The organism is Bryocella sp., assembly GCF_058498515.1.
The window spans coordinates 361,918-388,217 of sequence record NZ_JBMHYI010000047.1 but is presented as its reverse complement, the minus strand read 5'-3'; the positions used below and the strand labels follow the sequence as shown (position 1 = coordinate 388,217).

Genomic DNA, 26,300 nt, shown 5'->3' with positions numbered 1-26,300 from the left:
TCTCAGGTATCAGGGTACCGCGCCCCAAAGCGCACTCTTGTAGCAGCGAGCCTCTCAGGACAACCACCACCTTGCACTTCCTTCACTATTCACTACTCACTATTCACTGCCTCTACGGAATATGCGTTACGCTCAACTGCGTCGGATCGGTAGCCGTATACACCACGCTGTTATTGCGCATCGTCGTCTCCGGCGTCTTGGCCTTCGTCTCGATACTCACCGTCGCTCCAATCACATCCACATGAGGCGGAAGCTTCAGCACCACGGTCGCAGTTTTGGGGACAAGATCCGTCGGCGCCTTTAGCGCAGGAGTCACCCCACGCGTCAGCACCTTGTCGCCCGCGTCACGCACCACCACCTCGCCCGCTGGAGCATCCACTCCGCCCAGGCTATGCACCGTCACGCGCATCGTGCTGCCCGATACGACAACATCCTCGCGATCCAGGCCGAGATCGAAGCGCGACCAGTAGGGCACACCCGGCGTCTTCAGCTTCATCTCGATCACCGTCGTCGTGTGCGGCGCAAACGTCAACTCGACATCACGGCTGCGCTCGAAACTGACCGTCTTACTGTCGCCACCCGCAACCGGAGATCCTTCACTTGCCTGCGTACCGGTAGTCATCTCCCACTCGCCTGGCTCAATCTCGCCGCCGATCATCTTCGTCGTCAGCGGAGCATCGCTCAGGTTATACGCGATCACCTTGATGTGATCCGGAGCGCCAACGGGGACGAGCACGGCGAGCTTCTCTTCATCCCCCGGATGTGCGAAGCTCCAGCTCACCGCATTGCCCGGGAAGTCATAGTTGCGCATCAGCTCCACGCCGCCCAGCCGTCCGCGCTGCAGCTCGCCATTGTTGAAGTAAATGCGGTCGATCCACAGGCTACCCTCGCGGTTGATGAACTGCCGATCCCACGCGGTCTCCAGCTGCGCGGTATACACACGCTCCAGGTACTTCGTGTCTCCGGTGATCTGCCACGCGAGCTGGTTGCTGGTCTCGCTCAGATTCACCGAATCGCTCCGTCGGTCGGAAGGCGTGCTGCCCATCAGCGCCTTGCCCCACGTGTCCCGCACGTTGAGCTCATCGAGCACATCCGCGTTCACGGTCCGCAGCGTTGCCGCAGGATCATCCTTGAATGGCACGAGGTACTTCTCATCGCCCGTAAGCTTGTACGCCCCCCACAGCACGAACCACGGCGTCATGCCAGCCGAGGGAAGATCCTCGTTGGTATGGAAGTTCACCGTGAAGTGCATGCGCACTCTGCCATCGGCGTCCGCATGCCGATGTGCCAGGAACCCATTGGCCACCTCGGCGATCATCTTCTTCGTCTCCGGCGTGCCGTTGTAATTCGCCAGCAGCAGCGCGGGATGCAGCACCATGTAGCTCCGATCCTTGCCCCATCCCCACACGCCGCCCGTGGCCATCTTCGTTCCGCTGTAGTAGCTGGACTGGATCTGCCGCTGTCCCGCGCTGTTGTAGCCCGTCAGCCACTCCAGCCGCTTCGCCGTGGCCATCGCTCGTTCCAGCTGCTTCGGGCTGCCATAGTCGATCTGCATCGCCTGCCCCAGCGTGTTGATGCCGTCCTCGTAGCTGTGCAGTTCGTCATACTGCGCTCGTGCCAGTCCGTTCTCCCACATGCCATTCGCGAAGGTCGAGTTCAGCGCCCGCTCCAGCGACACGCGCAGCTTCTCATGGTCCACGCCCATCGCTGCGAGCCCCGGCCACCAGTTCAGAAAGTCCGTGTCGTCGCTCAGGCCACCGCCAAACTCACCATCGCTGATCTGCCGGTTGTCGATGTACCACTCAATCAGCGACTTCAGCTCATGCAGGTCCTGCACCTGCAGCCACGCCCACGTGGGCACGCCGGCAGGCGCCGCAGGCGGCGTATACGCCGGCCGGATCTGCTCATGGTTGTTCTCGTTCCAGTACTTCCGCGCGAGGTCGTTGGTCGGGTCCACGCGCAGCAGGTCGCTGATGTCCGCATCGTAGCGGTTGAAGAGGTTCAGCTTGCGCGAGTTCACGCTCTCTTCCGTCATGTTCGCGTAGTTGTCGCGCACCATCGTCAGCCGGTCGGCAATGTGCTCCGGCAGCGCATCCTCATACTTCTTGAAGACCAGCCGCAGGTGCGCGCCCTCCAGTGACGCAGCGCTGAACTCCGGGCTCGCTGACGCAATCGACACCCACAGGCTCTTCCCGCTCGGCAGAATGCGATCGCGTGTATCCAGCCATAGCGTGTAGGCCGTGTCCGGCTTCACGCTGAAGCTGAAGTTCAGCATGTCGCGCATCGGCCACACCGGATCCTTGATCTGCACATTCATCGGAATCAAACCGCCATGCGTCGCCTTCAAATGCATGGGCGGCAGATCCAGAGCGATGCCATCAAGCCCGGCATGAACGTTCTCCCAGCTGAACGTCGCTCCATGCCCCTCGTCGAACTGCAGCGCGCGCAGATCGGCCGGAACAAGAATCTGCACCACAGGCAGTGTTGTCTTTGCCTCTGCGGCTGCCGCGCCGCCAGGCTTCGCAGAAGCCCCACGTCTCATGCTGCTGCGTGCATCGCCCGCCAGAGCCGCCGGCAACGCCTGCGCATAGTTGCGCTCTTCAGCCGGATAGCGACCGTTGATGTACGTCTCCAGCTCGCTCAATGCCGGATTGGTTAGGTCGCCATGCGTGGTGATGTTGTAGCGCAGAGTCAGCACCGCATCCGCAGGCTCCTTCCCCGGATGCACGTAATACGCCGCAAACTCGCCGATGGGCCACTCCTGCTTCGCGTTCGTAAAGCGCACGCGTTCGCCCGTGACCGGCTCCGCAAGGTCGTTCGTAGTGTGCTCCGTGCCTTCGGGCCGGTCGAAGAGGTGCTTCGCCAGCTGTGGCGTCGGGTCATGCTGGTCAGGATCGGCAATGGCCTTCGGATCGCCATTGCCCGGTGTTAGCAGGTCCAGCTTGCCCCACGCTCCACCCTCAATCTCCAGGTGATTCCAAGGCTCGTTCGGCATATAAAACTGCACGCTCTTGCCGCTCATCGCATACGTGTCCCAGTCCGGCAGCTGGAAGTAGTCATAGCGGTTCGGAAGCGTCGACCGGTTGTACACCCCCGGCCAGGTCGTCTCGCGGATGCCATCCGCGCCCTTCCACCACCAACGCTTCAGGTCGTAGACATCGTTGATCTGCACCTTGCGCACGGTAGTTTCCGTTGCCGGAAGCTCCTTCGGCTCGGCGTGCTCACGGTCCCAGCCATAGCGATGCAGCCAGACTTGATCCAGCTTCGCGCGCTCCGGCGCTTCGCCAGTCACCGGGAGGGCCGGAATATCCTTCGGCGTCTCGTTCTTCGCCAGCTCCGCAATGTTCTCGTCCGAAAGCGCCCGGTCATAAATCCGCAGCTCGTCCAGGTCGCCGCCGCGATCGTAGTTGTAGCTGGATTCCACACCCTGCGGCGAGATGATCCGCGAGTGTGGCCCGAACTGATCCAGCGCCGTGTCGAACAACCCAGTCGGCTTCGCGGTCCCAGCCAGCTTGCCGTTGACGTAGAACCGGATGCCCGTCGTCTCATCCCAGGCCAGCGCCAGGTGAATCCACTCGTTCGGCCCCGGGAACGGCTTCAGCGGCACGCTCACGCGCGTGCGGCCGAGATTCACATCCGTCACAAACGCATCGAAGCCATGCCCGTTGTAGTCGATGCGCAGCCACACCATATCCCAGCTGGAGTGGTCGCCATAACCCACGCGGAAGACCGGAAACTCCGTCTCATCCACCGGCATGCGCGACCGCCAGTAGAAGCTCAGCGTGCCTCGCTGTGCGTAGATGTTCCCCGGCGCCCAGTAGCTCAGCAGCTGATCGTTGCCGCATTGCAGGTAGTTGCCAGCCGCTCCGCCCGGCAGCACCTTCACATCTTTCATGAAGTTCGGATCGGGCTTGCCGCCGGCCGCGACATCCGCGCGAAAGCCATGCTCTCCGGAGAGATAGAACAGCAGCCCCGGCTGGCTCGCATCACGCGAGGAAGGGTCCTGTTTGGCGGGCCGGGATTGCTGCGCGTTCAAAGGCAACGCAAGCGAGACGAAGGCAGCGGCCGCAGCCATCGTGGCAGCGGCGAAGCGAAGTGACCCAGTCATAGAAATCCTTCTCAGGGCTGTACGACCGGGCAAGTCTTCTGTTTGACAGCGGCAGACGCATCTATCCCGGAGGCCCGCGCATTATCTATGCGTCGTGGAACGGTTGGCAAACTGCGTTCCGAGGAGTCCGAGGATTGGCACGCGAAACGAGCTATGGGCCAGAGGCGGGCTGCAGAAAACGCCCGAGGATGCGGCTGGAAGAACTCCAACGCCCTCGGGCCTCAGAACCTGGGAACCTCGCACCTCTACAGCAGAAAACCTGGCGCCTCTACAGAAGAAGGGTTCTGCAGACACGCCGCTAGGCTTGCACTCTGCCGCAGATCTACGGGATGATCTCCAGCGGCCCGCGCCAGAATGCCACGCGATGCTGCGTGCCATCGAGTACCGTCACCTGCGCCTCATAGTTACCCTGGGCGAGCGCACCCAGGCCCACCTGGAAGCTGATCGGCGTCACCCCAAGCCGGTTGTTGGGCAGCGGCGTCACCGAGATGGGCGCCGCGCTATAAGCCAGCTTGCCCTCGCGATAGAAGCTCACATAGGCCACGAGCGGCGAGGCTGCGGATGATGGTCCTGCGGCGGCTGCAGTACCGCCGTTCGGAGCCGTTGCCGTCGCAGGCATCGTCGAGCCCGCATACGCCTGCAGGAAGACATACAACTCGCGGTCCGCATGGAAGACGCGCGTGACGCTGGGGATCAGCTTGTGGCCATCCTGCACCAGCGGGTTCGCGCTATCGTCCTTGGCAGCCTGCTTACCGCGCGCTGCGTTATACAGCGCGTCGCGGGCATCGATGCGCTGGCTCGCCAGCACCACGCTGCTGATCGGGACCTTCGTCGTCTCCTTGTTCAGATTCGGAATGAAGAACGACGTTTGGAAGGTTCCAATGCGACCCGTCTCGTTATCGCGAGCCAGGAACTTGAGCGTGTAGTGGCCCGGCAACAGCGTCACGCCCGCGTCGTACTCGATGGGCTGGTGCGCCAGCTGCGCCGCCGTAGCATCGCTCAGCTTGATGTTCACGCTGTCACGGATGTTGCTCACCGTTGACCCGCCAATGTCGTCCTTGATCTCGCAGACGAAGTCGATCAACGTATGTTCCGCACCCATCTTCTTCGCCAGTGACAACTCGCGTCCTGGGATCTTCACTACCAGTGGCACGTAGTATTCCGCACGGTTCAGCTGGAAGTAGTTCACCTCCATCGACACCGTCAGCTCCGTCACCGGATCGCCGGCCATCAGCGCATCTTCCAGCTGTCGCTCCTTGTCCGCCTCGTTGAAGTGGGTAAAGTCGCGCTTCGCGTAGTATCCCTGCCGATAATCCAGCTTGGCGTCGGCGTCGCCGTTCAGTGCCAGCTTGATCTTCCGGAAGTGCCCATTCTGCGCGTTGTTCGTCGTGTAGTAGCCGATGATGTAGTAGTCCGTCACGGCGTTCTGTACTTGCGTAATGCCGCGCGTGAGGTCGTTGTTATCCAGCAGCGCCTTGCCGCCCGTATCGGCTGACAGCGAGTACAGCGTGTCCTGCGACTGCTGGAAGTTGTCCGTCACCGCCTGCGCAGCGCCGCCCGTATACATCGTCGATCCGCCCTGCGAGCCCTGCGTCGCATCGCCCAACGGTGCGGTCGCGACAAGGCCGCGAGCATCGACCGCCCAGAACGTCACACCCGCGCGAATCGCTGCATCCACTGTCGCATGCAGCTGCGCCTGGTTGTCGATGCCATGCAGCCGCAGCCCGCTCGCGAAGTAGATCAGCGACTTCTTCTCGTTCATGCCCGCAAGCATCTGCGCCGCGGTCTGCAGCGCGGAAAGCTGGCGATCGTTGTTGAAGACATTGAACTCGCTGTCGTCCTGCCCGAAGGCAGCGCCCGTGTCGGCACTGCTCGAGTCATCCAGCGACTCCTGCGATCCTTGGCCCTCACCCACCAGCATCGTCTGCAGGATGCTCAGGAGCCGCGTCCTGTCGGCTGAGAAGTCCTGCAGCACGTCCACGCTGCCGCCTTGGTAGCGCATCACCGAAATCAGGTCCACCGCAGTCATCTGCTTGCGGATGAAGGTCTCAGCCGAGGTGATCGCACGCTGCTGATCCTCAGGCCGCATGGTCGTCATATCGAAGTACAGGACGATCAGCCGCCGCCCTTGGTACTTGCTCTTGCCCGACTCGCGGTCGCTCTCGGTCGCGATCGAGGTGCGCGTCAGCCGCTTGTACAGCGTGATGTGCTCATCCTCATCCTGCAGCGGTGGCAGAGCATCCGTGTCCGTGGGCAGCGTCTCATGCTCCACGAAGCGGATCTTCTGCGCCACCCCATCCTCGGTTAGCGTGAAGTCCTTCACGCCGAGGTTGGGGATGAACTTGCCCTGCTTGTCCTTCGCGACCACGGTCTCCACCACAAGCTGCGAACTGACGCTGATCGTGTAGCCTTTGTCGCCCTGTTGCACGTTGCTGCCAATCTGCTGCGCGTGCGCAGCAATTCCCATCAGCGCAAGAGAAGCGAGCATCGGGAGTTTGAAGGGACGAGTCATCAGAACCTCCACCTCGCGCTGGCCAGCAGTACACGCATCGAATTCACCGAGGCCGGCAGCCCGAAGGTCGAGCTGTTCGTGATGTTGTTCCACGACGTGAAGGTCGCATGGTTCAGCACATTGTCCGCCTCGAACCGAATGTCCATACTCGTGTTGCTTGGCATGCGTATTGTGCGCTGCAGTGCCGCATTCATGGTGAATGTTCCCGGCCCCTTGATCGAGTTGCGTCCCGCTGTGCCCCACTGTCCGTTCGTGGGCATCGTGTACGCCGCGCTGTTCAGGAACGCACCATTCGCGGCCACGTAGAGCGGAGCGCTCGTGCGGTTGGGGCGAATGCTTCCCGTCACGCCCGTGCCAGGCACCGCCGCAAGGTACACCGGAGTCTCCGGCAGTCCCGACCCCGCCACGATCTGGTCGAGCACCGTCCACTCCTTGAAGAACCGTCCACGCCAGCCGCTCAGCAGCGAGCCGCCACCCTTGCCCATGCCAGTGGTGTACTGCAGCGTCGTGGTCAACAAATGCCGCTGATCGAAGCTGGAGAGGCTACGTTCCGCACGAAGGTTCAGCCAGTTCTGCGCGAGGATCGCCGAGGAGGATGCGGAGGAAGCCGAGCTCACCGTCGATGCCGTCGCGGATGCCGCCACCGTATGTCCCTGCCCACCCACCTGCGCATCGTCATCCACCGACTTGGCGTAGGTATATTGCAGCGTCGCTGTGAGGCCCGCTCGCAATCTGCGCCGCAACTGCAGTTGTCCCGCATTGCGCTCGAGGTTGCCTCCCGAAGTCCGGTACACGAAGCCGACGGGGCACAACGGGCATGGATTCGTCGCGCCGATGGGATACGTATTCGGCAAAAACTCCTGCGTGCCGTGCGTTCCCTTCGTACCGAGGTAGGTCGCTGTCATCACCAACGCGAAGGGCAGATCGCGCTGCGCGGAGACCTGCCAGGTCTGCACGTACCCCACGCGCAGGTTGGGATCGACGGCATAGGTATCGGGGGTCGTTCCGGCGCAGTTCAGGAAGCCATCGGCCAGCGTCAGCGGGCAGGTCGCACTGCGCTGCACACTCAGGCTCGTCGAGAGCGGAGCCTGCTGCGACATACTCTGCGCTGCGCCGAGGTACACCGACGTGTCGTCAGAGATGCCGTAGCCCGCGCGCACCACCAGCGTCGACGCTGGAATCGGCCTCCACGCCAGCGCGACGCGCGGCTCGAAGCCATGCTTGTCCGGCTGCACCAGCGACGTGGGATAACTGTTACCCGTGATCGCACCCTTGGGCGCACTCGCCAGCACCGGAGTCGCCGCCGAGAAATCGGGTGCAAGATCCAGGTTTACCAGCCGGCTCTTTAGCTCCGTGATGGGCGCGCCATACTCCCACCGCAACCCCACGTTGAGTGTGAGCTCCGGCCGCACGCGCCAGTCATCGTTCACGTAGAGGTCATACACCGATTGGCGAAGGTACTTGTCCGCGTTGCCATAGGCCAGCTGGCTCGTATCCGGCGCGCTAAGCAGGAAGTCCGCCAGCCCCGATCCGCTGGTGGCCGAGACCGTCCCGTCCACAGAGGTCGCCGCGCCAGTGAAGGCAAAGCTCCCGCGAGGGTTCGACTGCTGCAGCTGGTTGTACTCCTGCCGCCGGAAGTCCCCACCCGCCTGCAATGTATGCCGCCCGCGTGTCGTCGTCGCCTTCACCGACCCCTGGTCGGTGCGATTGCGATTGAACTCGCTGTTCGCATCACTCAGGCTCGAGATGCCGCCGGAGAAGCTCAACGACGGTGGTCCCCACTCCCGCGGATCCTGATCGTTGCCGGCGATGCCTGCGTTGCCGGAGACATTCGTGCGGTTCGCAAACTCCGGCGTCACCAGCGTGCGCTGTCGCGTCAGGTGGTATGTCGTCGTCACAAAAAGCTGGCGCGCAAACCGGTGCTGCCAGTTCACGTTGGCATCGATGCCCAGCGACTTCGTCGAGTCCACAAAGCCAAACAGGTTCTGCGTGTTCGCGCGCGAGCTCTGGAACGCAAACCCGCCATACACCGAGTCGCGATGACCGATGCTCTTGTCCAGCCGCGATTGCAGCGAATCCTGGTGCGTCTCGCTGAGCAACGCCCTCTCGTAGTTGTAGCTCGTGTCGCCGGAGATGTTCGGCAGCGGATACAGCGCGAGCAACGCCGCGGCCTGTGGGCTCACTGGCAACGCGCCGGTGTACTGGATGCCGGTCGCGGGATTGTAGATCGGCACTGGCCGGCCTTGCGCATCCGTCACACCGCTCAGGTCGCCGTTGCGCTCCGCCTGGGTAGGCACCAGACCTGTGCCTGTGCTCGCATCGCCATTGCGCGTCCACTGGTAAGCCACGAAGAAGTTAGGCCCGTGATAGAAGATCGGGGGAATGCGAATCGGCCCACCGAAAGTCGCCACGATCGTGATGCGGTTATAGCTGTCCTTGGGAAGCTCCAGCCCTCCCAGCGAATAGGGCTTCGCGTTGAAGATCGAGTTCTGCGCGAACGCCCCGACGCTGCCGTTGTATAGCGCCTTCGTCCCGGGCCTGCGGTTGCCAATCGCCGGCGACATGGAGTATTGCGAGGTCGCGGCATTGCTCTCACTGCCATTGATCAGCAGTCCATCAGCCGCGCGGTCCGCATCTTCGCTCGGCGCAGGAGGCTGTGGAGCCTGTGGTTCGTTCGGCGTCGCGCCCTTTGGTGTTGCGGCCTTCTTGGTCGCGTCTTTCGCGATTTCTTCCTTCTTCTCTGCGACGCGCGGCTGCAGTGGCTTCGGAGCGGGCGCTGCTACGGGCTGCGCCATGGCCATCAGCTGCGGAAGCGCCAGCATCTCCAGCGTGAAGTCGCCCTGCGGAGCATTCGCCGCCACCGTCACCGTATTGTCCACTGGCCCGAATCCCTGCAGCGAGATGGAGATCTTCCACGTACCGTCCGGCACGTCTGCAAACTCGTAGATGCCCAGCGAATCGGTGATGGTGGAGAGCTGCTTGTCGCCCTGCGTCAATGTCACGGTCGCACCCGGAACCGGCACGGCACCATAATGCACGCGGCCGTGATACTCAGAGGCAAACGCCGCCATAGGCAGGACAACAGCCATCGTGCATGCAAGCCACCGGGACCCACGAAGCCCGAGGTGATGTCTCATCGCGTCACCACCATCTGTTTAGTTCTCCTCCGGCACGTCGATGTGGTCCACCACAAGCACATCGACAGGGCCCTTTGCGGACGCGAGCTTGAGTCCAAGCTGCTCCGTCAGCGCGGAGTAGATCGTAGGCAGCGTCTCATCGTGCAGGCCGCTCTGCGCGCCCTCTTCCTCGCGCTGCCACTTCAGGTGAAAGTTGTACAGCCCCTTCAGGCCAGTCTTGTCCAACACCGGCATATGCGTCTGTCCTGCCAGGAAGTTCGCCAGCGCCTGGATCTCGACGCCGGTGGCTGTCATGTCGCCATTGTGCGTGTTCATGCTGCCGCCGGTATCCTTCTCTCCTTCGGCAGGCTTCTTGAACTCGCTGAATTTGATGCCGTCCTTCGCCACCACGAGCTCCATCAACGGCAGCGTGCGCGTCTCCACATGTGTCTTCACGCCAAAGCGTTCGACGAGCAGCTTCTGCATCATCGCCTGCCGCTGCTCGCGAGTGAGGCCCTTGCGTTGCTCCGCAGACATGTCCACCACCTTCGCGGTGATGTCATAGTGATTCACCGTGGCCCAGTGCGGCAGCCCGACGATCTGGTCGCGGCGAATGTCATAAGCCTGCTCCATCAGCATGTCGATCATCACGTTGGTCGCGCGCAACACATCGTCATCGATGCTGACGTGGATCGAGTTGAGTCCCGTGTTGTTGGTCTTCACCGTGGACACATCGAAGTCCGGCGCCGCGACCACCGCGGCTGGCGCGCCGGCGGCCTGTCCCATCGCAGGGACTCCCGCCAGCAGCGCCGCGCCGAGACATCCCGCGGCAAACAAAGAGGTACGATTCATGGCATCACTCCGGTGGGGGTGCGTCAGTTGGCGGAAGGCTTCTCGGCATGGTCGACGACGAACACCTTTACCTGGGCCTTGCCGGCCTCCAGCTTCAGGCCAATCTGCTCGCTGATGGCGGTGTACAGCGGAGGCGGAGCATCAGCCGCATCGGAAGGTGGCGGAACCTTCATTCCCATCCCGGCGAACTGCGAATCGTCCGGCGTCCACTTCAGCAGGAAGTTGTACTTCGCCGTGAGGCCGGTCTGGTTCACCACCGGCCGGTCCAGCACCGCCGACTGCATCAGCTGAGAGAAGTCATCCATCGTGGCATTGGTCACATGCAGCGTGCCCAGCTTGCTGAAGCCCAGCCCCGGCAGTGGGCCTGCGTCCTTAGGCGCCAGCTCCATCTTCGGACCGCCCTTCGCCACGCTCAGCACGTAGGCGGACATCTCTCTCTTGTCCTCATGAAACTTCAGCCCGAAGCGCTCGGCCAGCACCAGCTGCATCATGTGGCGGGTCTGGTCCGCGGTGGGCATTCCCGGGATGTCGGCCTTGCCGTTGAAGTCCCACTTCTCGGTCGTAGCCCACTCGGGCAGGCCGACGACCTGTTTCTCCTGAAGATTGTAGGAAAACTTGATGATATCCAGCAGCGTCGTGTTGATGGTCACGAAGTTGCCGTTGCGGAAGGTGAAGCCCTTGCCCTGTTGGTCGGGGTTGCTGGGCTTGATGGTTGCCACGTCAAAGACCGGCTTCGCATCCGGAGCCATCGCAGGAATAGGCTTTGGAGCCTCAGGGATCACCCACGCCGTCTCCGGCGTCGCGCGCACCAGCACCATCGGTATTCCGGGACCATCGCCCTGCTTGTAGGTCCCGCTGATCGACTTCCCATCGGCCGCCATCTTGCCCTCATACTTCAGCTCCGCCATCGCGACGGCAAACGTCAGCGTACCGTCCTGGAAGGTCGTAGAGGACCCGGCGATCGAAGCTCCCTGGTCGATGGAGTAGAACGTCCCCTTCAGCGCTCCATTTGCGTCAGCGACCTTCAGCACGATCCTCAGATCGCGCTGGGGCGCATGCAGCGTCCCCTGCCACGTGTCGACGACGCCCTTCGCATCGGGAGCCTGCGCTGCGGCGACGGAGCCGAAGACAGTAGCTATGGCGAGCAGAAAAAGGCCGGACATCCGGCCGAAGACGGACGTGAACCGGCGAACAGACGGAACTGCGGCGGAGCGCGCGATCATGGCGTTTCCTATTCTTGCGACGTGGGGGACCTTGGTTGCCGTTTAGACGATACGCACACGGAAAGGAAGCGGTTCCCCAAACGAAAATTCGTCCAGGGACTCGCCTCGTAGCAGCGTCCGCCGAGAAGGGTGCAGGCAAGCAGTGTAGCCGGAGTGCGTCGGTGATTCTTGATCGCCGATGCTTCTTGGTATCTGGTCCTGCTTGATATCCGAGGCCGCCTGCAAGCCATCCGCCGACATCCCTAGCCAGTTTCTCCATGGCCCTTCGCGCGTTGCATGCACGAGCACCGATCGCCGAACCCTGCAGGAACCGGGTGCCCCACGTCTCGCTTTTGAGACGTGGGTTCTCGATCTCGCCCATGGATCCGGCCTCCAAGATATCCGGTGCCAACCTGGCAGAGTTACCCGCCCGGCTCGCTATCATTGAATGAGAGGGAACTCCATCCTGCCCTTAGGGCAGGTGGTCAGCCCCGGTGCTAAAACCCGAGGTCCGGTCCTAAAGTATTCCGATTGAACACTTAGCAAAAATCGGGGGGGGGTACCCTGTCCAGCTGCCCTGCCGCTATCGTCCGCATTGCCGAAGTTCGAGTCGCTCCGAGGAAACCATGGATTCGAGCCGCCGCTCCCTTCTCGCTGGCTTCGCAGGAATCGCCGCCGCCCGTGTCTGCCATGCCGCCCCGCGACGACGCAATCCCTGCATCGACTCCCACGTCCACGTCTGGGCCGCAAATCCTCGCTTCCCCTTTGCCGATGGAGCGAAGGTCCCACCAGAGATCGATGCCTCGGCGGAAACATTGTTGCGCCGCATGCAGGCGAACGACGTCGCCCGCACCGTGCTCATCCAGGTCATCCACTACAAGTGGGACAACCGCTATCTCGTCGATTGCCTGCATCGCTTTCCCGGCCGCTTCGCTGGCGTCTGCCGTGTGAATCCAGAGGATCCCAACGCTCCCGATGCCCTCAGCGACTGGACGGCACAGGGCTGCCACGGCGTCCGTCTCAGTCCGGCCGCAGATCCCAGCGGCGACTGGATCCGCGGCCCGCTGATGCCTCCGTTGTGGCAGCGCTGCGAGCAGCTTCGCGTTCCCATGACGCTGCTGCTGCCCGCCTCGCGGCTGCCAGATGTTGTGCCACTCATTGAGCGACACCCGGAGCTCACCGTCGTCATCGACCACATGGCCGATTGCCCCGTCGGGGACGACAAAGCGCTGGCCAAACTGCTCGCCCTCGCGCGCTATCCTCGCGTCTTCGTCAAGATCACGCCCATGTGGTCGCTCTCGAAGCAGCCCTATCCCTTCCGCGACACCGATGCCATGGTCGCCCGCGTGCGCGATGCCTTCGGCTCGCAGCGGATCATGGGTGGCACCGACTGGCCCATCAAACCGGAGCTCGCAAGCTATGAGAAGCGCCTCGCGCTCTATCGCGACCACCTTCCGTTCCTCAATTCAGAGGAGCGCGCCGACGTGCTCTATCGGACAGTACAACGTGTCTGGCATTCGGCATCGCGTAACAACACCTCAACGGTAGACCGCACCGGTTCGCTCCGCTATCCTCGCTGCGGACACGAAACCACGCGGGAGACAGCATGGAACGCAGGCAGTTCTTGAAGGCGACAGGCGCGGCCGCGGCCGCCAGCATGACCGAAGGGCTCAGCTTTGCGCTTCCTCCGGGCGTAGCGCCCGAGCATCCACGCACGCTGCCGATGAATCGTGGCTGGCGCTTCAAGCCCGAAGACGTCGCGGGAGCGGAGTCACCCTCCTTCAACGATGCCGCCTTCACCGAAGTCGTCATCCCCCACACCAACGTCTCGCTCCCCTGGCACAACTTCGACGACAAGAGCTACGAGATCGTCTCCACCTACCGCCGCACCATCCATCTTCCCGCCTGGGCCAGGGGCAAACGCATCTTTGTCGACTTCGAAGGCGCGATGACCGCCTCCACGGTCTTTCTGAATGGAGAAAGGCTCGGCGAGTATCGCGGCGGCTTCACGCCATTCTCCTTCGAGCTCACAAAGCACGTCCGCTTCGACCGTTCCAACGTTCTCGCCGTCAAGCTCGACAGCACCGAGCGCAAGGACATTCCGCCCTTCGGCTACGAGATCGACTACCTCACCTTCGGCGGCATCTATCGCGAGGTCTCGCTGCGCGTCGTTCCGCAGCTCTTCCTCGACAACGTGCACGCACGTACCCTCAACGTCCTCACCTCACCCGCGCTTGAGGTCGATTGCTTCCTCTCAGCTCCTGTGCAGCCTGCAGATGGCAAACACTCCCTGCTGGTGGAGCTGCTCGACGAAGGCCGCGTCCTCTCTTCGCGCACGCAGGAGGTCGAAGCCTCTCGCACCCCCGAGACCTTCACCCCGGCGGCCGGCAACGTCGATCAAGGTTCGCAGACGACCAGCGACCCCGCGAAGCACACCGTACGCCTCGACGCTCTAGAAGGCATTGCGCTCTGGGCTCTGCAATCCCCGAAGCTGTATGAAGTCCGCGTCACACTCCATCGCGAGGGCGCTCCCGTAGACCAGCAGATACGCCGCATCGGCTTCCGCGAAGCCGTCTTTACCCCGCAGGGTTTCTCGCTCAATGGCAAGGTCATCAAGCTGCGCGGCCTCGACCGCCACCAAACCTTCCCCTTCGCGGGCCAGGCCATGCCGGCCCGCGTGCAACGCAAGGATGCCGACATCCTTCGCCACGAGCTCCACTGCAACATCGTCCGCACCTCGCACTACCCGCAGTCGCGCCACTTCCTCGATCGTTGCGACGAGATCGGACTTCTCGTGCTCGAGGAGATCCCCGGCTGGCAGCACATTGGCGACGAGGCCTGGCAGGACGTAGCGGTCGACAACGTGCACCGCATGATCACGCGCGACTGGAATCACCCCAGCGTCATCCTCTGGGGCGTGCGCATCAACGAGTCCCGCGATAACGATGCGTTCTATACCCGCACCAACACCGCGGCGCACACGCTCGACACCACTCGCCAGACCGGAGGCATCCGCAACTTCGCCGCGTCGCACCTCATCGAGGATGTCTTCACCATCAATGACTTCGGCTTCCCATTACGCGAGCCCAACCATCCGCTCTACCTCAACACGGAGTTCGTCGGCCATACCTTCCCGACCAAGACCACCGACGATGACGAACGTCAGCGCGAGCACACGCTTCGCCACGCGCGCATCCACAATCAGCTGGCCTCGAATCCGCAGTTCGCTGGTGGCATCGGTTGGTGCGCCTTCGACTACAACACCCACGCCAACTTCGGCTCCGGCGACCGCATCTGCTATCACGGAGTCACCGACATCTTCCGCCTGCCCAAGGCCGCTGCAGGCTTCTATCGCAGCCAGTGCGACCCCAGTGAAGAAGTAGTCCTCGAGCCCGCCTTCCAGTGGGCCAGGGGCGATGAATCCGTAGGCTTCACGACCGCGCTGGTCTGTTCGAACTGCGAGAAGCTCACCTTCTCCATTCGCCCCATGTTCGGCGATGGTTCATGGCACGAGATCGCAACCCTCGATCCCGACCACTCCGCATTTCCGCATCTCAAGTACGCCCCCTTCCAGCTCAATATGCACAGCATCAAACTGGAGAAGTATGGCTTTCCTTGGGGCGATCTCCGCATCGAGGGCTACCTCGGCGGCAAGGTGGCCATCACGAAGACGATGTCTGGTGCGGGCGTGGATCGCGCCTTCCACCTGGACTCCGACAGCGCCTCTCTCATCGCCGATGGCGCTGACACGACGCGCCTGGTGATGCGTGTGACCGACGAGTTCGGAACCGTCCGCCGCTACGCGAATGATCCCATCGCAATTACCATCGAAGGCCCTGCGATCCTCATCGGGGACACACCCTTCGCGCTCGTCGGCGGCCAGGGCGCAGTGTGGATCCGCGCCACACAGCAACCGGGTACCGTCACTGTGCATGCAAAGCACCCGCGTCTCGGCACGCAGACTGTCAGCCTCCACATCGAAGCGGCGCCGAGAGAGCTCGTCTAGCCCGCTCGGCGGCTCGCTGCGCCTCCTACGCTAAGGTGAAAGCATGGAGGAACGGATGCGAGGCGACTGGCTTAAGATCAAGGCTCTCTATGTAGGGAGGCTCCTCGTCATGGCATTGTGCCCGTCGTTGCATGCGCAGGACGGTGTACAGCAGTTCGCGCATCTCGGCCAATGCAAGCTCGAGAGCGGCAAGGTCATCGAGGATTGCCGCATCGGCTATCGCACCTTCGGCATGCTCAACGCGGAAGGCTCCAACGCCGTGCTGATGCCCACCTGGCTCTATGGCAACTCAGGCGAGCTCGCGAATCTCTTCGGTACGAAGCCATCGCCCACACGCCTCGTCGACACCTCACGCTTCTTCGGCATCACGCTCGATGCTTTTGGCGATAGTGTCTCGTCCTCGCCCTCGAACAGCGCCACACAGCATGGCCCGGCCTTTCCCATCTTCTCCACGGCAGACATGGTCGAAGCGGAGTACCGCGTCGCCACCGAAGTGCTGCACCTGAAGCACGTGCACGCAATCGTCGGCCTCTCCATGGGTGGCGAGCAGACCTTCCAGTGGGCAGTACTGCATCCGGAGTTCTTCGATCTCGCCATACCCATCGTCTCCACGCCGCGGCTCACCGTCTATGACCTCCAGTCCAAACGCATCATGCTGGAGGCCATTCGCAGCGACCCAGACTTCCACGGAGGTCACTACACGCTGCAGCCCGCACTGCGGCTTGCGAACCTCATCAACGTCCAGGCTGTGACGACTCCGGAGTTCCGCAACGACACCACGCCTCGTGAGAGCTTTGAAGACTTTGTTGCGAAGTCAGAGAGCCCCATCGCCATGGATGCCAATGACCGCGTCTCGCAACTGGAGGCCATCGTGCGCCACGATGCTCTTCACGGCCACACGATCGAAGAGGTCGCGCACTCTGTGCGTCCGAAGTTCTTCATCGTCGTCGCCGCGCAGGACCACATGGTCACGCCGAGCGAGGCGATCCGCTGGGCTCACGCTGCGAATGCTGCACTTTACATCTCGCAGGGATCCTGTGCGCACCTCATCATGACCTGCGACGCGTCAGCAGTGGCGCAGCGCACGGACCGTTTCCTTAAGGGTGAGCCGCTGCCATAGCGGCTGCCCAGCGCACAGGCTCAGCGCTTAGGTTCGTTGAGCCGCGCCCGCCACAGCGCACCTTCCACAGGGTCCACCACGCCGAGTAGCTCGCCAACATCCGGGAACTCGGCGCGCACCGTTCTGAGCAACGCCTGCCGCACCGGGCGATAGTGCTCCATCACACTCCCGGCAAACGCCAATGATGGCATCGCGGCGGATTGGGGCCAGCCGCGGCGCAACAGCAGCCGCACCAAGTAGCCGAGCTCCTCACCCTCATGAGCCAGCACTTCAAGCGCCGCGGCATCGCCCGCCTCAGCGCACCGGAGCGCGATGGGCGCCAGCCTCGCGGAATCGGGCCGAGGCTCAGCATGCACGTACGCGATCAGCTCATTCAGTGAGCCGAGCCGCCAGAAGCGCAGCACCTCACCGCTGAGAGTCGTGACGACACGCTCATCCTTCGCCAGGAAGATCCGCCGCAGTACCTGCTGCCCGATACGATGTCCCGAGCCCTGGTCAGCAAGGACAGGACCATAGCCGCCAGCGCCCTGCAGGGTTCCGTCAGCCGCCCTCGCCAGCACGTTCGATCCGGTACCGGCCAGCACCAGGATTCCCTCACCGCCTCGGAAGCCTGCATCAAGTGCGATCTCCACATCCCCGCGGATCACGAGCTCGCCGGCAACCCGACTGCCGAAGGCAGCGCGGATCCAATTGACGACAAGAGGCACCGTCTCGCCGGCTGTGCCGATACAGGTGCGCGTCACGCGCTGCATAGAGATACCGGTCGCCGTCGAGAGCTCAATCAGAGCAGCGTCAAGGTTAGCTTGCGCCGTTGTGGCGTCCACGCGCATGCGCTTGATACTGCCAGTGCGCGAGCGGGCAAGAATGCTGGTGTCATCGGCGAGAGCGAAGTCGGTCTTGGTGCCGCCTGCGTCGACGGCGAGATAGAAAGGCATCGGACCTATTATCCTGCGTCCGCGGTATGGACAAGCTCGGTGATCGCGCGCACATCCGTCACCTTGACCTCGTATTCAACGCCGAACTCTCGCTGTAGCGGATGAAGTCCTTCAAGGGTGTGGAAGGTGCGAAGGGAGGCATGCAGATCAAGCCCTGGAACATGGACCAGCGAAGCGGCGTTCTTCACGCGCACGCCGCCTCCGGCAGCGACGCGAATCCGCCCTTCCGCCTGCCTGACGAGTCTATGCAGCGCCTCTAGGCCAGTGATTACGTCGGCTGCGCCGCCTGAGGTGAGCACGCGGTCGCATCCCAGGTCGATGATCGCCTCCAGCGCCGTCGCGAGATCCGCGCTTACGTCGATTGCCCGATGGAAAGTTACTGGAGCAGCCGCAGCCAGGCGCCTCACCTCGCGCATACGGGAGACATCCACGGCGTCATCCTGCGTCAGCATTCCGGTCACAATGCCGGCAGCACCCTCGGCCAGGGCCTCGTCCGCCTGCGCGAGCAGCAACGCAAACTCACGCTCCGTGTACACAAACCTGCCACCACGCGGCCGCACCAGCACATGCACTGGTAGCGTCGCAACCTCCAGCGCAGCACGCATCAGCGAGAGCGGAGGCGTGACTCCTCCCATATCCAGCGCGGTGCACAGCTCGATGCGATCCGCACCGCCCGCCGCCGCTGCTTCGCAGGCCTGCAGCGTCTCGCAGCAAAGCTCGAACTCGCGGGAGAAGGGATTCCTGGAGGCAAGGGACACAGCCTCTGGAGTATAGGACAGTCACCGCGGATAAAGGGAGAGACCTTTCGGCCTCTCCCCTCACTCCCTACCTACGACTGGATGAATGCCAGAAGGTCGGGGTTGATCACGTCGCCGTGGACGATCGCCATCCCGTGCGGATAGCCCTTGTAGACCTTCAACTGCGCACCCTTCACGATCTTCGCCGTGAGCTCACCGGCATCATGGAATGGGACGATCTGGTCGTCGTCGCCATGCATTACCAGCATCGGGATGTCGATCTTTTTCAGGTCCTCGTTGAAGTCCGTCTCCGAGAAGGCCTTGATGCAGTCATAGTGCGCCTTGATGCCGCCCTGCATACCCTGGTACCAGAAGTTCTCACGTACACCCTCGGAGATCTTCGCCCCTTCGCGGTTGTAGCCGAAGAAGGGCATCGAGAGGTCCTTGTAGAACTGTGAGCGATCGTTCATTACACCTGCGCGGATGCCATCGAACACTTCGATCGGCAGACCGCCCGGATTCTTCTCGCTCTTCAGCATGATCGGAGGCACCGCGCCGATCAGCACGGCCTTTGCGACGCGCTTCGTGCCATGGCGTCCGAGGTAGTGCGCCACCTCTCCGCCACCCGTGGAATGGCCAATCATCACCGCATTCTTCAGGTCCAGCGCTTCGAAGAGCGCGGCGACGTCGTCAGCATACGTGTCCATCTCATTGCCGTCCCACGTCTGGTCGCTGCGTCCATGGCCGCGGCGGTCATGCGCGATCACGCGGAACCCGCGCTCGCCCAGGTACTGCATCTGGGAGTCCCAGGCATCCGCGTTCAGTGGCCAGCCATGCGAGAACGTCACCGGCTGGCCGGTGCCCCAGTCCTTGTAGTAGATCTTCGTTCCGTCTTTGGCGGTAATTGTGCTGCTGCCCATCTTTCGTCTCCTTGTGGGGTGGGGCCTCGCGGCCAAGTGCCGATGCACTCGGGCTCAGCATTGTGGTAGCGACCGCTGGGGACACGCATCTTGATGATCGGGCCACAGCCCAACACGCGCGGCCTTCGGTGGCCGGTCTGGAACAGTACCTATTCAACCCCTCTGCCGCGCGTGGCGACAGGCTCAGTACGATGTGCCGTAGCCGATACTTTCGAGCGAGCCAGCGGATTCATGAGGAAATTGAAGAATCATCCAACCTATGGGCCATCACAGCAGCCGGGTCAATAGATTCGTCTCGGCGAGATCGAGCACCTCGTCGCCCCGGCCGGTCATCACCGCACGCAGCAGGTAGAGCCCAAAGCCCTTCGCCTGTTCGACCGTAATCGTCGGTGGCATCGAGAGCTCCTGCCGTTGCACGCTCACGTCCAGCAGTGCCGGGCCATCATGCGCGAGCATCTCCTTCACCGCTGTGGATAGGTCCTCTGCTCGCGTGACCTTCTGCGCGAAGAATCCGCACGACGTCGCAAGCTGCGAGAAGTTCGGGTCATCGAGATCGGTGCCGAAGTTCACATAGCCCGCTGCCTTCATCTCCAACTCCACGAAAGCCAGCGCTCCGTTGTTGAAGACCACCACCTTCACCGGCAGCTTGTTCTGCTTGGCCGTCAGCAGTTCGCCCATCAGCATCGCCAGGCCGCCATCGCCGGACATGGAGATGATCTGCCGTTTCGTATCGAGCGCCTGCGCTCCCAGCGCCTGCGGCAAAGCGCATGCCATCGACCCATGGTTGAAGGAGCCGATGAGCCGCCGCTTGCCGTTCATCGTCAGGTACCGCGCGGCCCACACTGTCGGCGTGCCCACATCGCACGTAAAGACAGCATCCTCGCTCGCCAGCTCGTCGAGTACACGCGTGACATACTCCGGGCGCAAAGGCTTGTCTCCCGTATCCGCAGTGGCCAGGTCGTCGAGCCCCTTCCGTGCATTCACATAGTGTTTCTTCGCCTTGTCGAGGTATGCCGCGTCGCGGTCCTTCTTCAGCAGCGGCAGCAGCGCATCGATCGTTCCCTTCACCGTGCCAATGAGTCCGACATCCACATGCGTGCGACGGCCGATCTGCTCGCCGCGCACGTCCACCTGGATCACCTTCGCGTGCTTGGGGAAGAATGCGGGATACGGGAAGTCGCTGCCGAGAATGATCAGCGCCTCCGCGCCCATCATCGCGGCGTAGCCGGAGCTGAAGCCCAGCAGGCCGGTCATGCCCACATCGTACGGATTGTCGTACTCGATGTATTCCTTGCCGCGTAGCGCGTGTGTGATCGGGGCCCGCAGCGCTTCGGCGAAGGCGAGCAGCTCCGCATGCGCTCCCGCACAGCCTGCGCCGGCAAGGATTGCGACCCGCTCTGTGCCATTGAGGATCTCTGCTGCGCGCTCCAGCGCAGAGCCCGAGGGCACGACCTCGGAATCATTCTCCAGCAGGCCAATGCTCCGCGCTTCCCAGGCCGACTTCATCGTCGCGATGTTGCCCGGAATGACGATCACAGCAACGCCGCGCTGGGCGATGGCCGTGCGCATCGCGATCGGAAGCACACGCTCCAACTGGCCTGGCTCGGAGACTACGGCTGTGTAGACGCTGCAGTCCTTGAAGAGCTCCTCGGGCCGCGTCTCCTGAAAGTAGTTCGTGCCCATCTCGGAGCTTGGAATCTGTGCCGCGATCGCGAGCACCGGCACGCGGCTGCGCTGGCAATCAAACAGGCCGTTGATCAGGTGAAGATTGCCGGGACCGCAGCTTCCAGCGCACACCGCCAGCTTGCCGCTTACGTGTGCTTCCGCGCCTGCCGCGAACGCCGCAGCCTCTTCGTTGCGCACATGCATCCACGCAATCTCAGGACGCGTTCGCATGGCGTCGGTCACGCCGTTCAGCGAATCTCCGGGAAGCCCCCAGATGCGCTCCACTCCATAGGTGATCAAGGTGTCGACAAGAACTTCAGCTACGTTTGCCATGGATCCTCCGCGCCGCAGCGCAGTTGTGAGAGAAGCGCCGATGTGCATTCAGCGTGACACGTGAGGAAGAGTCGGGCACCCCTCATAAGGGTGGATGCAAAAACGTTGCATCGGGTACGCGTGGCGCTCGATCGCTCTTCGTGCGCGCCGTTTGCGCTGCAAGAAACAATCGCCGCCCGCGAAATGCGGAGCGGCGATTGTGTTGGGTTTCGATTAGACGGGCCAGCTAGTCCTGGTGCTCTTCCAGCACGGCGCGCATCCAGTACTCGCCGTCCTCGTCGACTTCGATACCGTGCGTCTCGCGCTCGAAGCCAGGGAAGCGTTTGCCGAACTCCTCCATCGCGAGGATGAGCTTCATCACGGGCGTGTTCGGCGCGCCAAGGCGCTCGCCGGGCATGCTCATCGGAATGCCCGGAGGATAGGGCACTAGCATTACCGAAGCGATGCGACCGGCCATCTCGCGGAAGGGGATGCGCTCGGTCTCGCCACGGATCACCTTTTGGTACGTCTGCCACGGAGTCATCACGGGATCGAAGTCCTCGTCCTGGCTCTGGTTCACCAGGTCAGCGAGGTTCAGCTCCAGCATGGCCTGGTGCATCTCATCGCACATCTCGCGCAGCGTGGTGTTGCGATACCGCACGGGATGCTTGGCCACCAGCTCAGGCAGCGCTTCCTCGAGCGGAGCCTCCGAGTCATATAGCCGCTTGAACTCGAACAGGTTCTCGAGCAGCGCTCCCCACTTACCCTTCGACGTTCCGACCGAGAACAGTACGAGGATCGTGTAGTCACCCTCGCGCGCAATCTCCACGCGGCGCGAATCCAGGAACTCGGTGACGATTGCCGCCGGGATGCCCCACTCTGGATCCACCTTGCCCTGCGCATTCACGCCCGGCGTCAGGATGGTCACCTTCGTCGGGTCGAGCATGCAGTAGTCGCCTTCGACATCCGCATCCTCGTAACCGTGCCAGTCCTGCCCCGGCTTCAACGTCCAGCAGCTCTGCTCGGTCTCCAGCAGATGGTCGGAGGCATCTTCGAACACCTTCGTCTCGCCGCTCTCCGGATCGGTGATGCTCTCCGGCTGGAAGAGCCGAAAGAACCAGCCTTCGCCGTTTACTGCCGAGGCGCGCAGGCGATGCGCCACGGAAGCCATCGCTTTGCGGAAGGCAATCGCGTCCTGCAGCGTCTCCGTCATCAGCGTCGGGCCGGCGGGAGCGTCCATCATCGCCGCGGCCACGTCCAAGGAGGCGATGAGCGGATAGAAGGGCGACGTCGTCCCATGCATCATGAACGCCTCGTTGAACTGGTGGAAGTCCAGCGGAGCGCGGTCGCTGAGCTTCACGTGCACCATAGAGCCCATGGAGAATGCCGTCAGCATCTTGTGCGTGGACTGCACGCTGAAGATCGCCGGACGGTTGGGCATATTGTCCGGAACACCCATCGCGTAGCGGCCCTTGTACAGCGGATGAAACTTCGCGTACGCGTACCACGCCTCGTCGAAGTGGATACGCGCCACGCTGGGAGCCAACTCCTCCACCACGCGATCGACGTTGTAGCAGAGGCCGTCATACGTCGAGTTCGTGACCACAGCGCAGCGGGGCTCCAGTGACGACGCGCCCTTCGTGAATGGGCTGCGTGCGATCAGTTCCTGCACACTCTCCCTGCTGAACCGCTTCAGTGGCACCAGCCCAATCATGCCGTACCCGTTGCGCGTTGGCTTGAAGTACACCGGTCGCGCGCCGGTCACCGTGAGCGAATGGCACAGCGACTTATGGCAATTGCCATCGGCCAGCACGATGTCGTCCTGCGCAATGATGCCGTGGCCGACAATCTGGTTCGATGTCGAAGAACCGCTCAAAACGTAGAACGTCCAGTCCGCACCGAAGATGCGCGCAGCGTTACGCTCGGAATCGCCTGGAGGTCCTAGGTGATCGAGCCACGAGCCCATCTGCGCTGTAGAAATACCGAGATCGCTGCGGAACAGGTTCTCGCCGAAGAAGCGGTGGAACTCCATGCCCACGGGATGCTTCAGGAACGCGACACCGCCCATGTGGCCCGGTGCGTCCCAGCTGTACGCTCCCTGGTCGGTGTACTTCTTCAGCTCGCGGAAGTATGGCGGCAGCAGGAACTCGTGATAGCGCTCGACGGCGAAGTCCACACGGTTGGCGATGAACGCCGGCGTGTCGCCGAAGAGATGGATGTACTCGTGGACCTGCTTGACGACTTCGAGCGGAAGCTCGGAGACCAGCGTGCGGTCGGCGATCAGGAAGACCGGGACCTTCTTGTTGCGATGTCGCACGGCGCGCAGGATCTGCAGCGCGGCATGCTCGCCGAGCTGGTTGTCGCCTTCGAGATCCCAATCCAGCAGGATTGCCGAATACGACGGGTCGCTGGTCACCAGCGACAGCCCATCCTCGGGCGTGGAGGTGCGGATTACGTTGTAGCCTTCTTCGCGGATCGCACCGACAAGGCGCTCCATGGCCCGGTCAGAAACCGAGTCCGTCTGACCAATCTCTCCTGCAATGAGCAGGACCCAGCGGGGTTCATTCATACCGCTCTCTATGCTACCGCCCAAAGGGCGTCAGGTGGGGTTTTGATCCCCTATCGTGAAGCGCGATCGTGACGATGCGATGAATACGGGAAAAGGTTCCCCTGGCCCGTCGCGAGGCGATTTGAGAGGGTGGACTGCGCGAAAGCAGCGGCGCAGCGCCTTCAGTCGCGAAATCGTACCGTGACAGTGGTTCCGCGGTCCGGCTCGCTTTCGACCGAAATCGTTCCGCCGGCGCGGTCCACGATGGCCTTGCAGATGGCGAGCCCAAGCCCCGAGCCGCCGGTGCGCCGCGAGCGCGACTTGTCGGTCCGGAAGAAGCGCTTGAAGAGGTGCGGCAGCGCTTCGCGGGGAATGCCCTCGCCGTGATCGACGATACGCAGAAGGAGCACTCCCCGCTCCCGCACAGCCTCGACGACGATTTCGGCTCCCTCCGCACTGTGCTCGATCGCGTTGGAAAGCAGGTTGGTGCAGAGGATCACCGCGTCCTCCTCGCTGAGCTTCGCCGTGAGGCCCGCCACGCACTCAGACTGCACACGCACCCCACGCTGCTCTGCAAGTGGGAGCAATGCCTCGACGGAAGCGCGCACGACGGCGCAGAGATCGGCCGTGCTGTCGGCGCCTGGCTGTTGCTCATCCACCCGGCCCAGCGTGAGCATGCGCATCACCAGCATCTCCAGGCGATCGGTGTCGTTCAGCGGGCGTTCCAGCGCGGCGATAAGCTCCTCCGCCGTGCGTTGGCGGAGAGTAAGGAGTTGCAGTGAGGACTTCGTGACGGCCACGGCGGTCTTCAGCTCATGCGCCGCATCGCTGACGAAACGACGACGTGCCGCAAACTCAGCCTCGAGGTTGGCGAGCAGAGCCGCGATAGATGTAGCCAGCGGCGCCAGCTCACGCGTTGCCATCACCTCGACAGAGGGCGTGAACTCCCAGCGGTCAGCCGTCACACGCGATGCCTCCTCCGCCAGCCCGCGCAGAGGCATCAGCGAGCGGCGCACGAACCACCCCAGCGCCAGTGCGGTGAACGTGAGTACCACCAGCGACGTGATTAATGAAGAGCGAACGCCCTCGAAGATCTCGTGCCACAGGTGATCCATCGGTGCGACATACATCACGGCCACCGGCCGCTGTATGCCGCCTCCCTTGCCGGCTACCCCTGCATCGACCAGGCGCACGCTGTCGATCCGCAGCTCCCGATAGCGATGGCGCTTCCACCGGAACTCGCTCCAGCCCGGCGCTGGGGCCATCGGAAAGCCGGGCTGCCAGTTCTGTTCTCCCACTCGTGTGCCTTGCGGCGTCACGACAAGGAAGGCGTCGTTCTGGGGCAGGCTCAACTCGCTGGGTGTCAGCATCAGGTTGTCGCCTGGATCTTCCGCGTCCTGCAGCGCTCCCATCACGGAGTCCGCGTGGCCGCGGACCATTACTTCGAAGGCCTTGTAGCTCTCGTGCCGCTGATGCAGCAGCGCAAGCGTACTCAGCACCAGCGCACAAGCCAGCTCGGCGAGCACCACGGTCAGGACCAGCCGCCGGGTCAGCGATCGCTGCTTCATGCCGCGGCCTCCGGTTGCGCGAGCCTGTAGCCGCGGCCGCGGATCGTCTCCACCACGGACGAGCCGGTCTGCTCTTTCAGCTTGCGGCGCAGGTTCGAAACATGCGCTTCGATCACATTCGAATGGTGCTCCCAAGTGAAGTCGTACAGGTGCTCCAGCAGCTCCTGCTTGGATACGATCACCCGCGGTCGGAACATCAGGTACTCGAGGATGCGGTACTCCGTGGGAGAGAGGTCGATGAAGCGATCACCGCAGCGCACGGTCTGCTCGATCGTGTGGAGCGCGATCCCATGCGCGGCCAACGTCGGCTGCGGCGCGCCGCGGCTGCGCCGGATCAGCGCCTTGGTCCGCGCCAGCAGCTCGCCCAGGTCGAATGGCTTGGTCAGGTAGTCATCCGCGCCGGCGTTGATCAGCTCGATCTTGGTCGCCACGCTACCCACTGCGGTCAGCATCAGGATCGGCGTGTGCAGGCCCTTGCGTCGCAGCCGCTCCACGACGCCCATGCCATCGAGCCCTGGAAGCATCAGGTCCAGCAGGATCAGGTCATAGTGCTGAAACTCGGCCAGCATGGCGCCATCTTGGCCGTTGTCGGCACAGTCGACGGCAAAGCCTGCGCTCTCGCGCAAAGCTTCGGCAATATTCTCCGCCAGCCGGGTCTCGTCCTCAATCACCAGAACACGCATCGCAATTCCCCGCGAC

15 protein-coding genes are annotated in these 26,300 nt (G+C 62.9%); 3 read left to right on the top strand and 12 right to left on the bottom strand.

What is annotated here, in order from left to right:
* Positions 1 to 112 precede the first annotated feature (112 nt).
* The 5 genes from AC5E6W_RS14965 to AC5E6W_RS14945 all read right to left on the bottom strand — a co-directional run bounded on the left by AC5E6W_RS14965 (position 113) and on the right by AC5E6W_RS14945 (position 11,811).
* Positions 113 to 4,108, bottom strand: a complete 3,996-nt coding sequence (locus tag AC5E6W_RS14965; protein ID WP_491753117.1) for a LamG domain-containing protein — start codon at positions 4,106 to 4,108, stop codon at positions 113 to 115.
* A 322-nt stretch (positions 4,109 to 4,430) separates the two neighbouring features.
* A complete protein-coding gene (locus AC5E6W_RS14960; RefSeq protein ID WP_491753116.1) occupies positions 4,431 to 6,620 on the bottom strand; it encodes a VWA domain-containing protein in 2,190 nt (729 codons plus the stop codon).
* Positions 6,620 to 9,709 carry a carboxypeptidase-like regulatory domain-containing protein gene (locus AC5E6W_RS14955; protein ID WP_491753115.1) on the bottom strand — a complete coding sequence of 1,030 codons (3,090 nt, stop codon included), beginning with the start codon at positions 9,707 to 9,709 and terminating at the stop codon, positions 6,620 to 6,622. The genes AC5E6W_RS14960 and AC5E6W_RS14955 overlap by 1 nt, the downstream gene beginning before the upstream one ends.
* A 66-nt stretch (positions 9,710 to 9,775) precedes the next feature.
* Positions 9,776 to 10,588: a TIGR03435 family protein gene (locus AC5E6W_RS14950; RefSeq protein ID WP_491753114.1), complete on the bottom strand. Its 813-nt coding sequence runs from the start codon at positions 10,586 to 10,588 to the stop codon at positions 9,776 to 9,778.
* Between the two features lie 23 nt (positions 10,589 to 10,611).
* Positions 10,612 to 11,811, bottom strand: coding sequence for a TIGR03435 family protein (locus AC5E6W_RS14945; RefSeq protein WP_491753113.1), 1,200 nt, complete (start codon positions 11,809 to 11,811; stop codon positions 10,612 to 10,614).
* Between the two features lie 605 nt (positions 11,812 to 12,416).
* Between AC5E6W_RS14945 and AC5E6W_RS14940 the strand changes: the two genes are divergently transcribed.
* The 3 genes from AC5E6W_RS14940 (at position 12,417) to AC5E6W_RS14930 (ending at position 16,916) form a co-directional block, all read left to right on the top strand.
* Complete coding sequence (locus AC5E6W_RS14940) at positions 12,417 to 13,418, top strand: amidohydrolase family protein (RefSeq protein ID WP_491753112.1); 1,002 nt, start codon at positions 12,417 to 12,419, stop codon at positions 13,416 to 13,418.
* Complete coding sequence (locus tag AC5E6W_RS14935) at positions 13,397 to 15,796, top strand: glycoside hydrolase family 2 protein (protein WP_491753111.1); 2,400 nt, start codon at positions 13,397 to 13,399, stop codon at positions 15,794 to 15,796. Before AC5E6W_RS14940 ends, AC5E6W_RS14935 begins: the two co-directional genes overlap by 22 nt.
* A 109-nt stretch (positions 15,797 to 15,905) precedes the next feature.
* The gene (locus AC5E6W_RS14930) at positions 15,906 to 16,916 is read left to right on the top strand and encodes an alpha/beta fold hydrolase (protein WP_491753110.1); all 1,011 of its coding nucleotides are present in this window, start codon (positions 15,906 to 15,908) and stop codon (positions 16,914 to 16,916) included.
* Between the two features lie 20 nt (positions 16,917 to 16,936).
* Here the strand turns inward: AC5E6W_RS14930 and AC5E6W_RS14925 are convergent, their stop codons facing one another.
* From AC5E6W_RS14925 to AC5E6W_RS14895, 7 genes are all read right to left on the bottom strand, one after another.
* Entirely contained in the window at positions 16,937 to 17,851 is a 915-nt protein-coding gene (locus AC5E6W_RS14925) for an N-acetylglucosamine kinase (protein ID WP_491753109.1), read from the bottom strand.
* Between the two features lie 8 nt (positions 17,852 to 17,859).
* Positions 17,860 to 18,609 carry a copper homeostasis protein CutC gene (locus AC5E6W_RS14920; RefSeq protein WP_491753108.1) on the bottom strand — a complete coding sequence of 250 codons (750 nt, stop codon included), beginning with the start codon at positions 18,607 to 18,609 and terminating at the stop codon, positions 17,860 to 17,862.
* A 71-nt stretch (positions 18,610 to 18,680) separates the two neighbouring features.
* Positions 18,681 to 19,508 carry an alpha/beta fold hydrolase gene (locus tag AC5E6W_RS14915; protein WP_491753107.1) on the bottom strand — a complete coding sequence of 276 codons (828 nt, stop codon included), beginning with the start codon at positions 19,506 to 19,508 and terminating at the stop codon, positions 18,681 to 18,683.
* 267 nt (positions 19,509 to 19,775) lie between these two features.
* Positions 19,776 to 21,506 carry a ubiquinone-dependent pyruvate dehydrogenase gene (gene poxB, locus AC5E6W_RS14910; RefSeq protein WP_491753106.1) on the bottom strand — a complete coding sequence of 577 codons (1,731 nt, stop codon included), beginning with the start codon at positions 21,504 to 21,506 and terminating at the stop codon, positions 19,776 to 19,778.
* Positions 21,507 to 21,732: 226 nt separating this feature from the next.
* On the bottom strand, positions 21,733 to 24,054 hold the full coding sequence (locus tag AC5E6W_RS14905; RefSeq protein ID WP_491753105.1) for an Orn/Lys/Arg family decarboxylase: 2,322 nt from the start codon (positions 24,052 to 24,054) through the stop codon (positions 21,733 to 21,735).
* Positions 24,055 to 24,215: 161 nt separating this feature from the next.
* On the bottom strand, positions 24,216 to 25,601 hold the full coding sequence (locus AC5E6W_RS14900; protein WP_491753104.1) for a sensor histidine kinase: 1,386 nt from the start codon (positions 25,599 to 25,601) through the stop codon (positions 24,216 to 24,218).
* On the bottom strand, positions 25,598 to 26,284 hold the full coding sequence (locus AC5E6W_RS14895) for a response regulator transcription factor (RefSeq protein WP_491753103.1): 687 nt from the start codon (positions 26,282 to 26,284) through the stop codon (positions 25,598 to 25,600). Before AC5E6W_RS14895 ends, AC5E6W_RS14900 begins: the two co-directional genes overlap by 4 nt.
* Positions 26,285 to 26,300 lie beyond the last annotated feature (16 nt).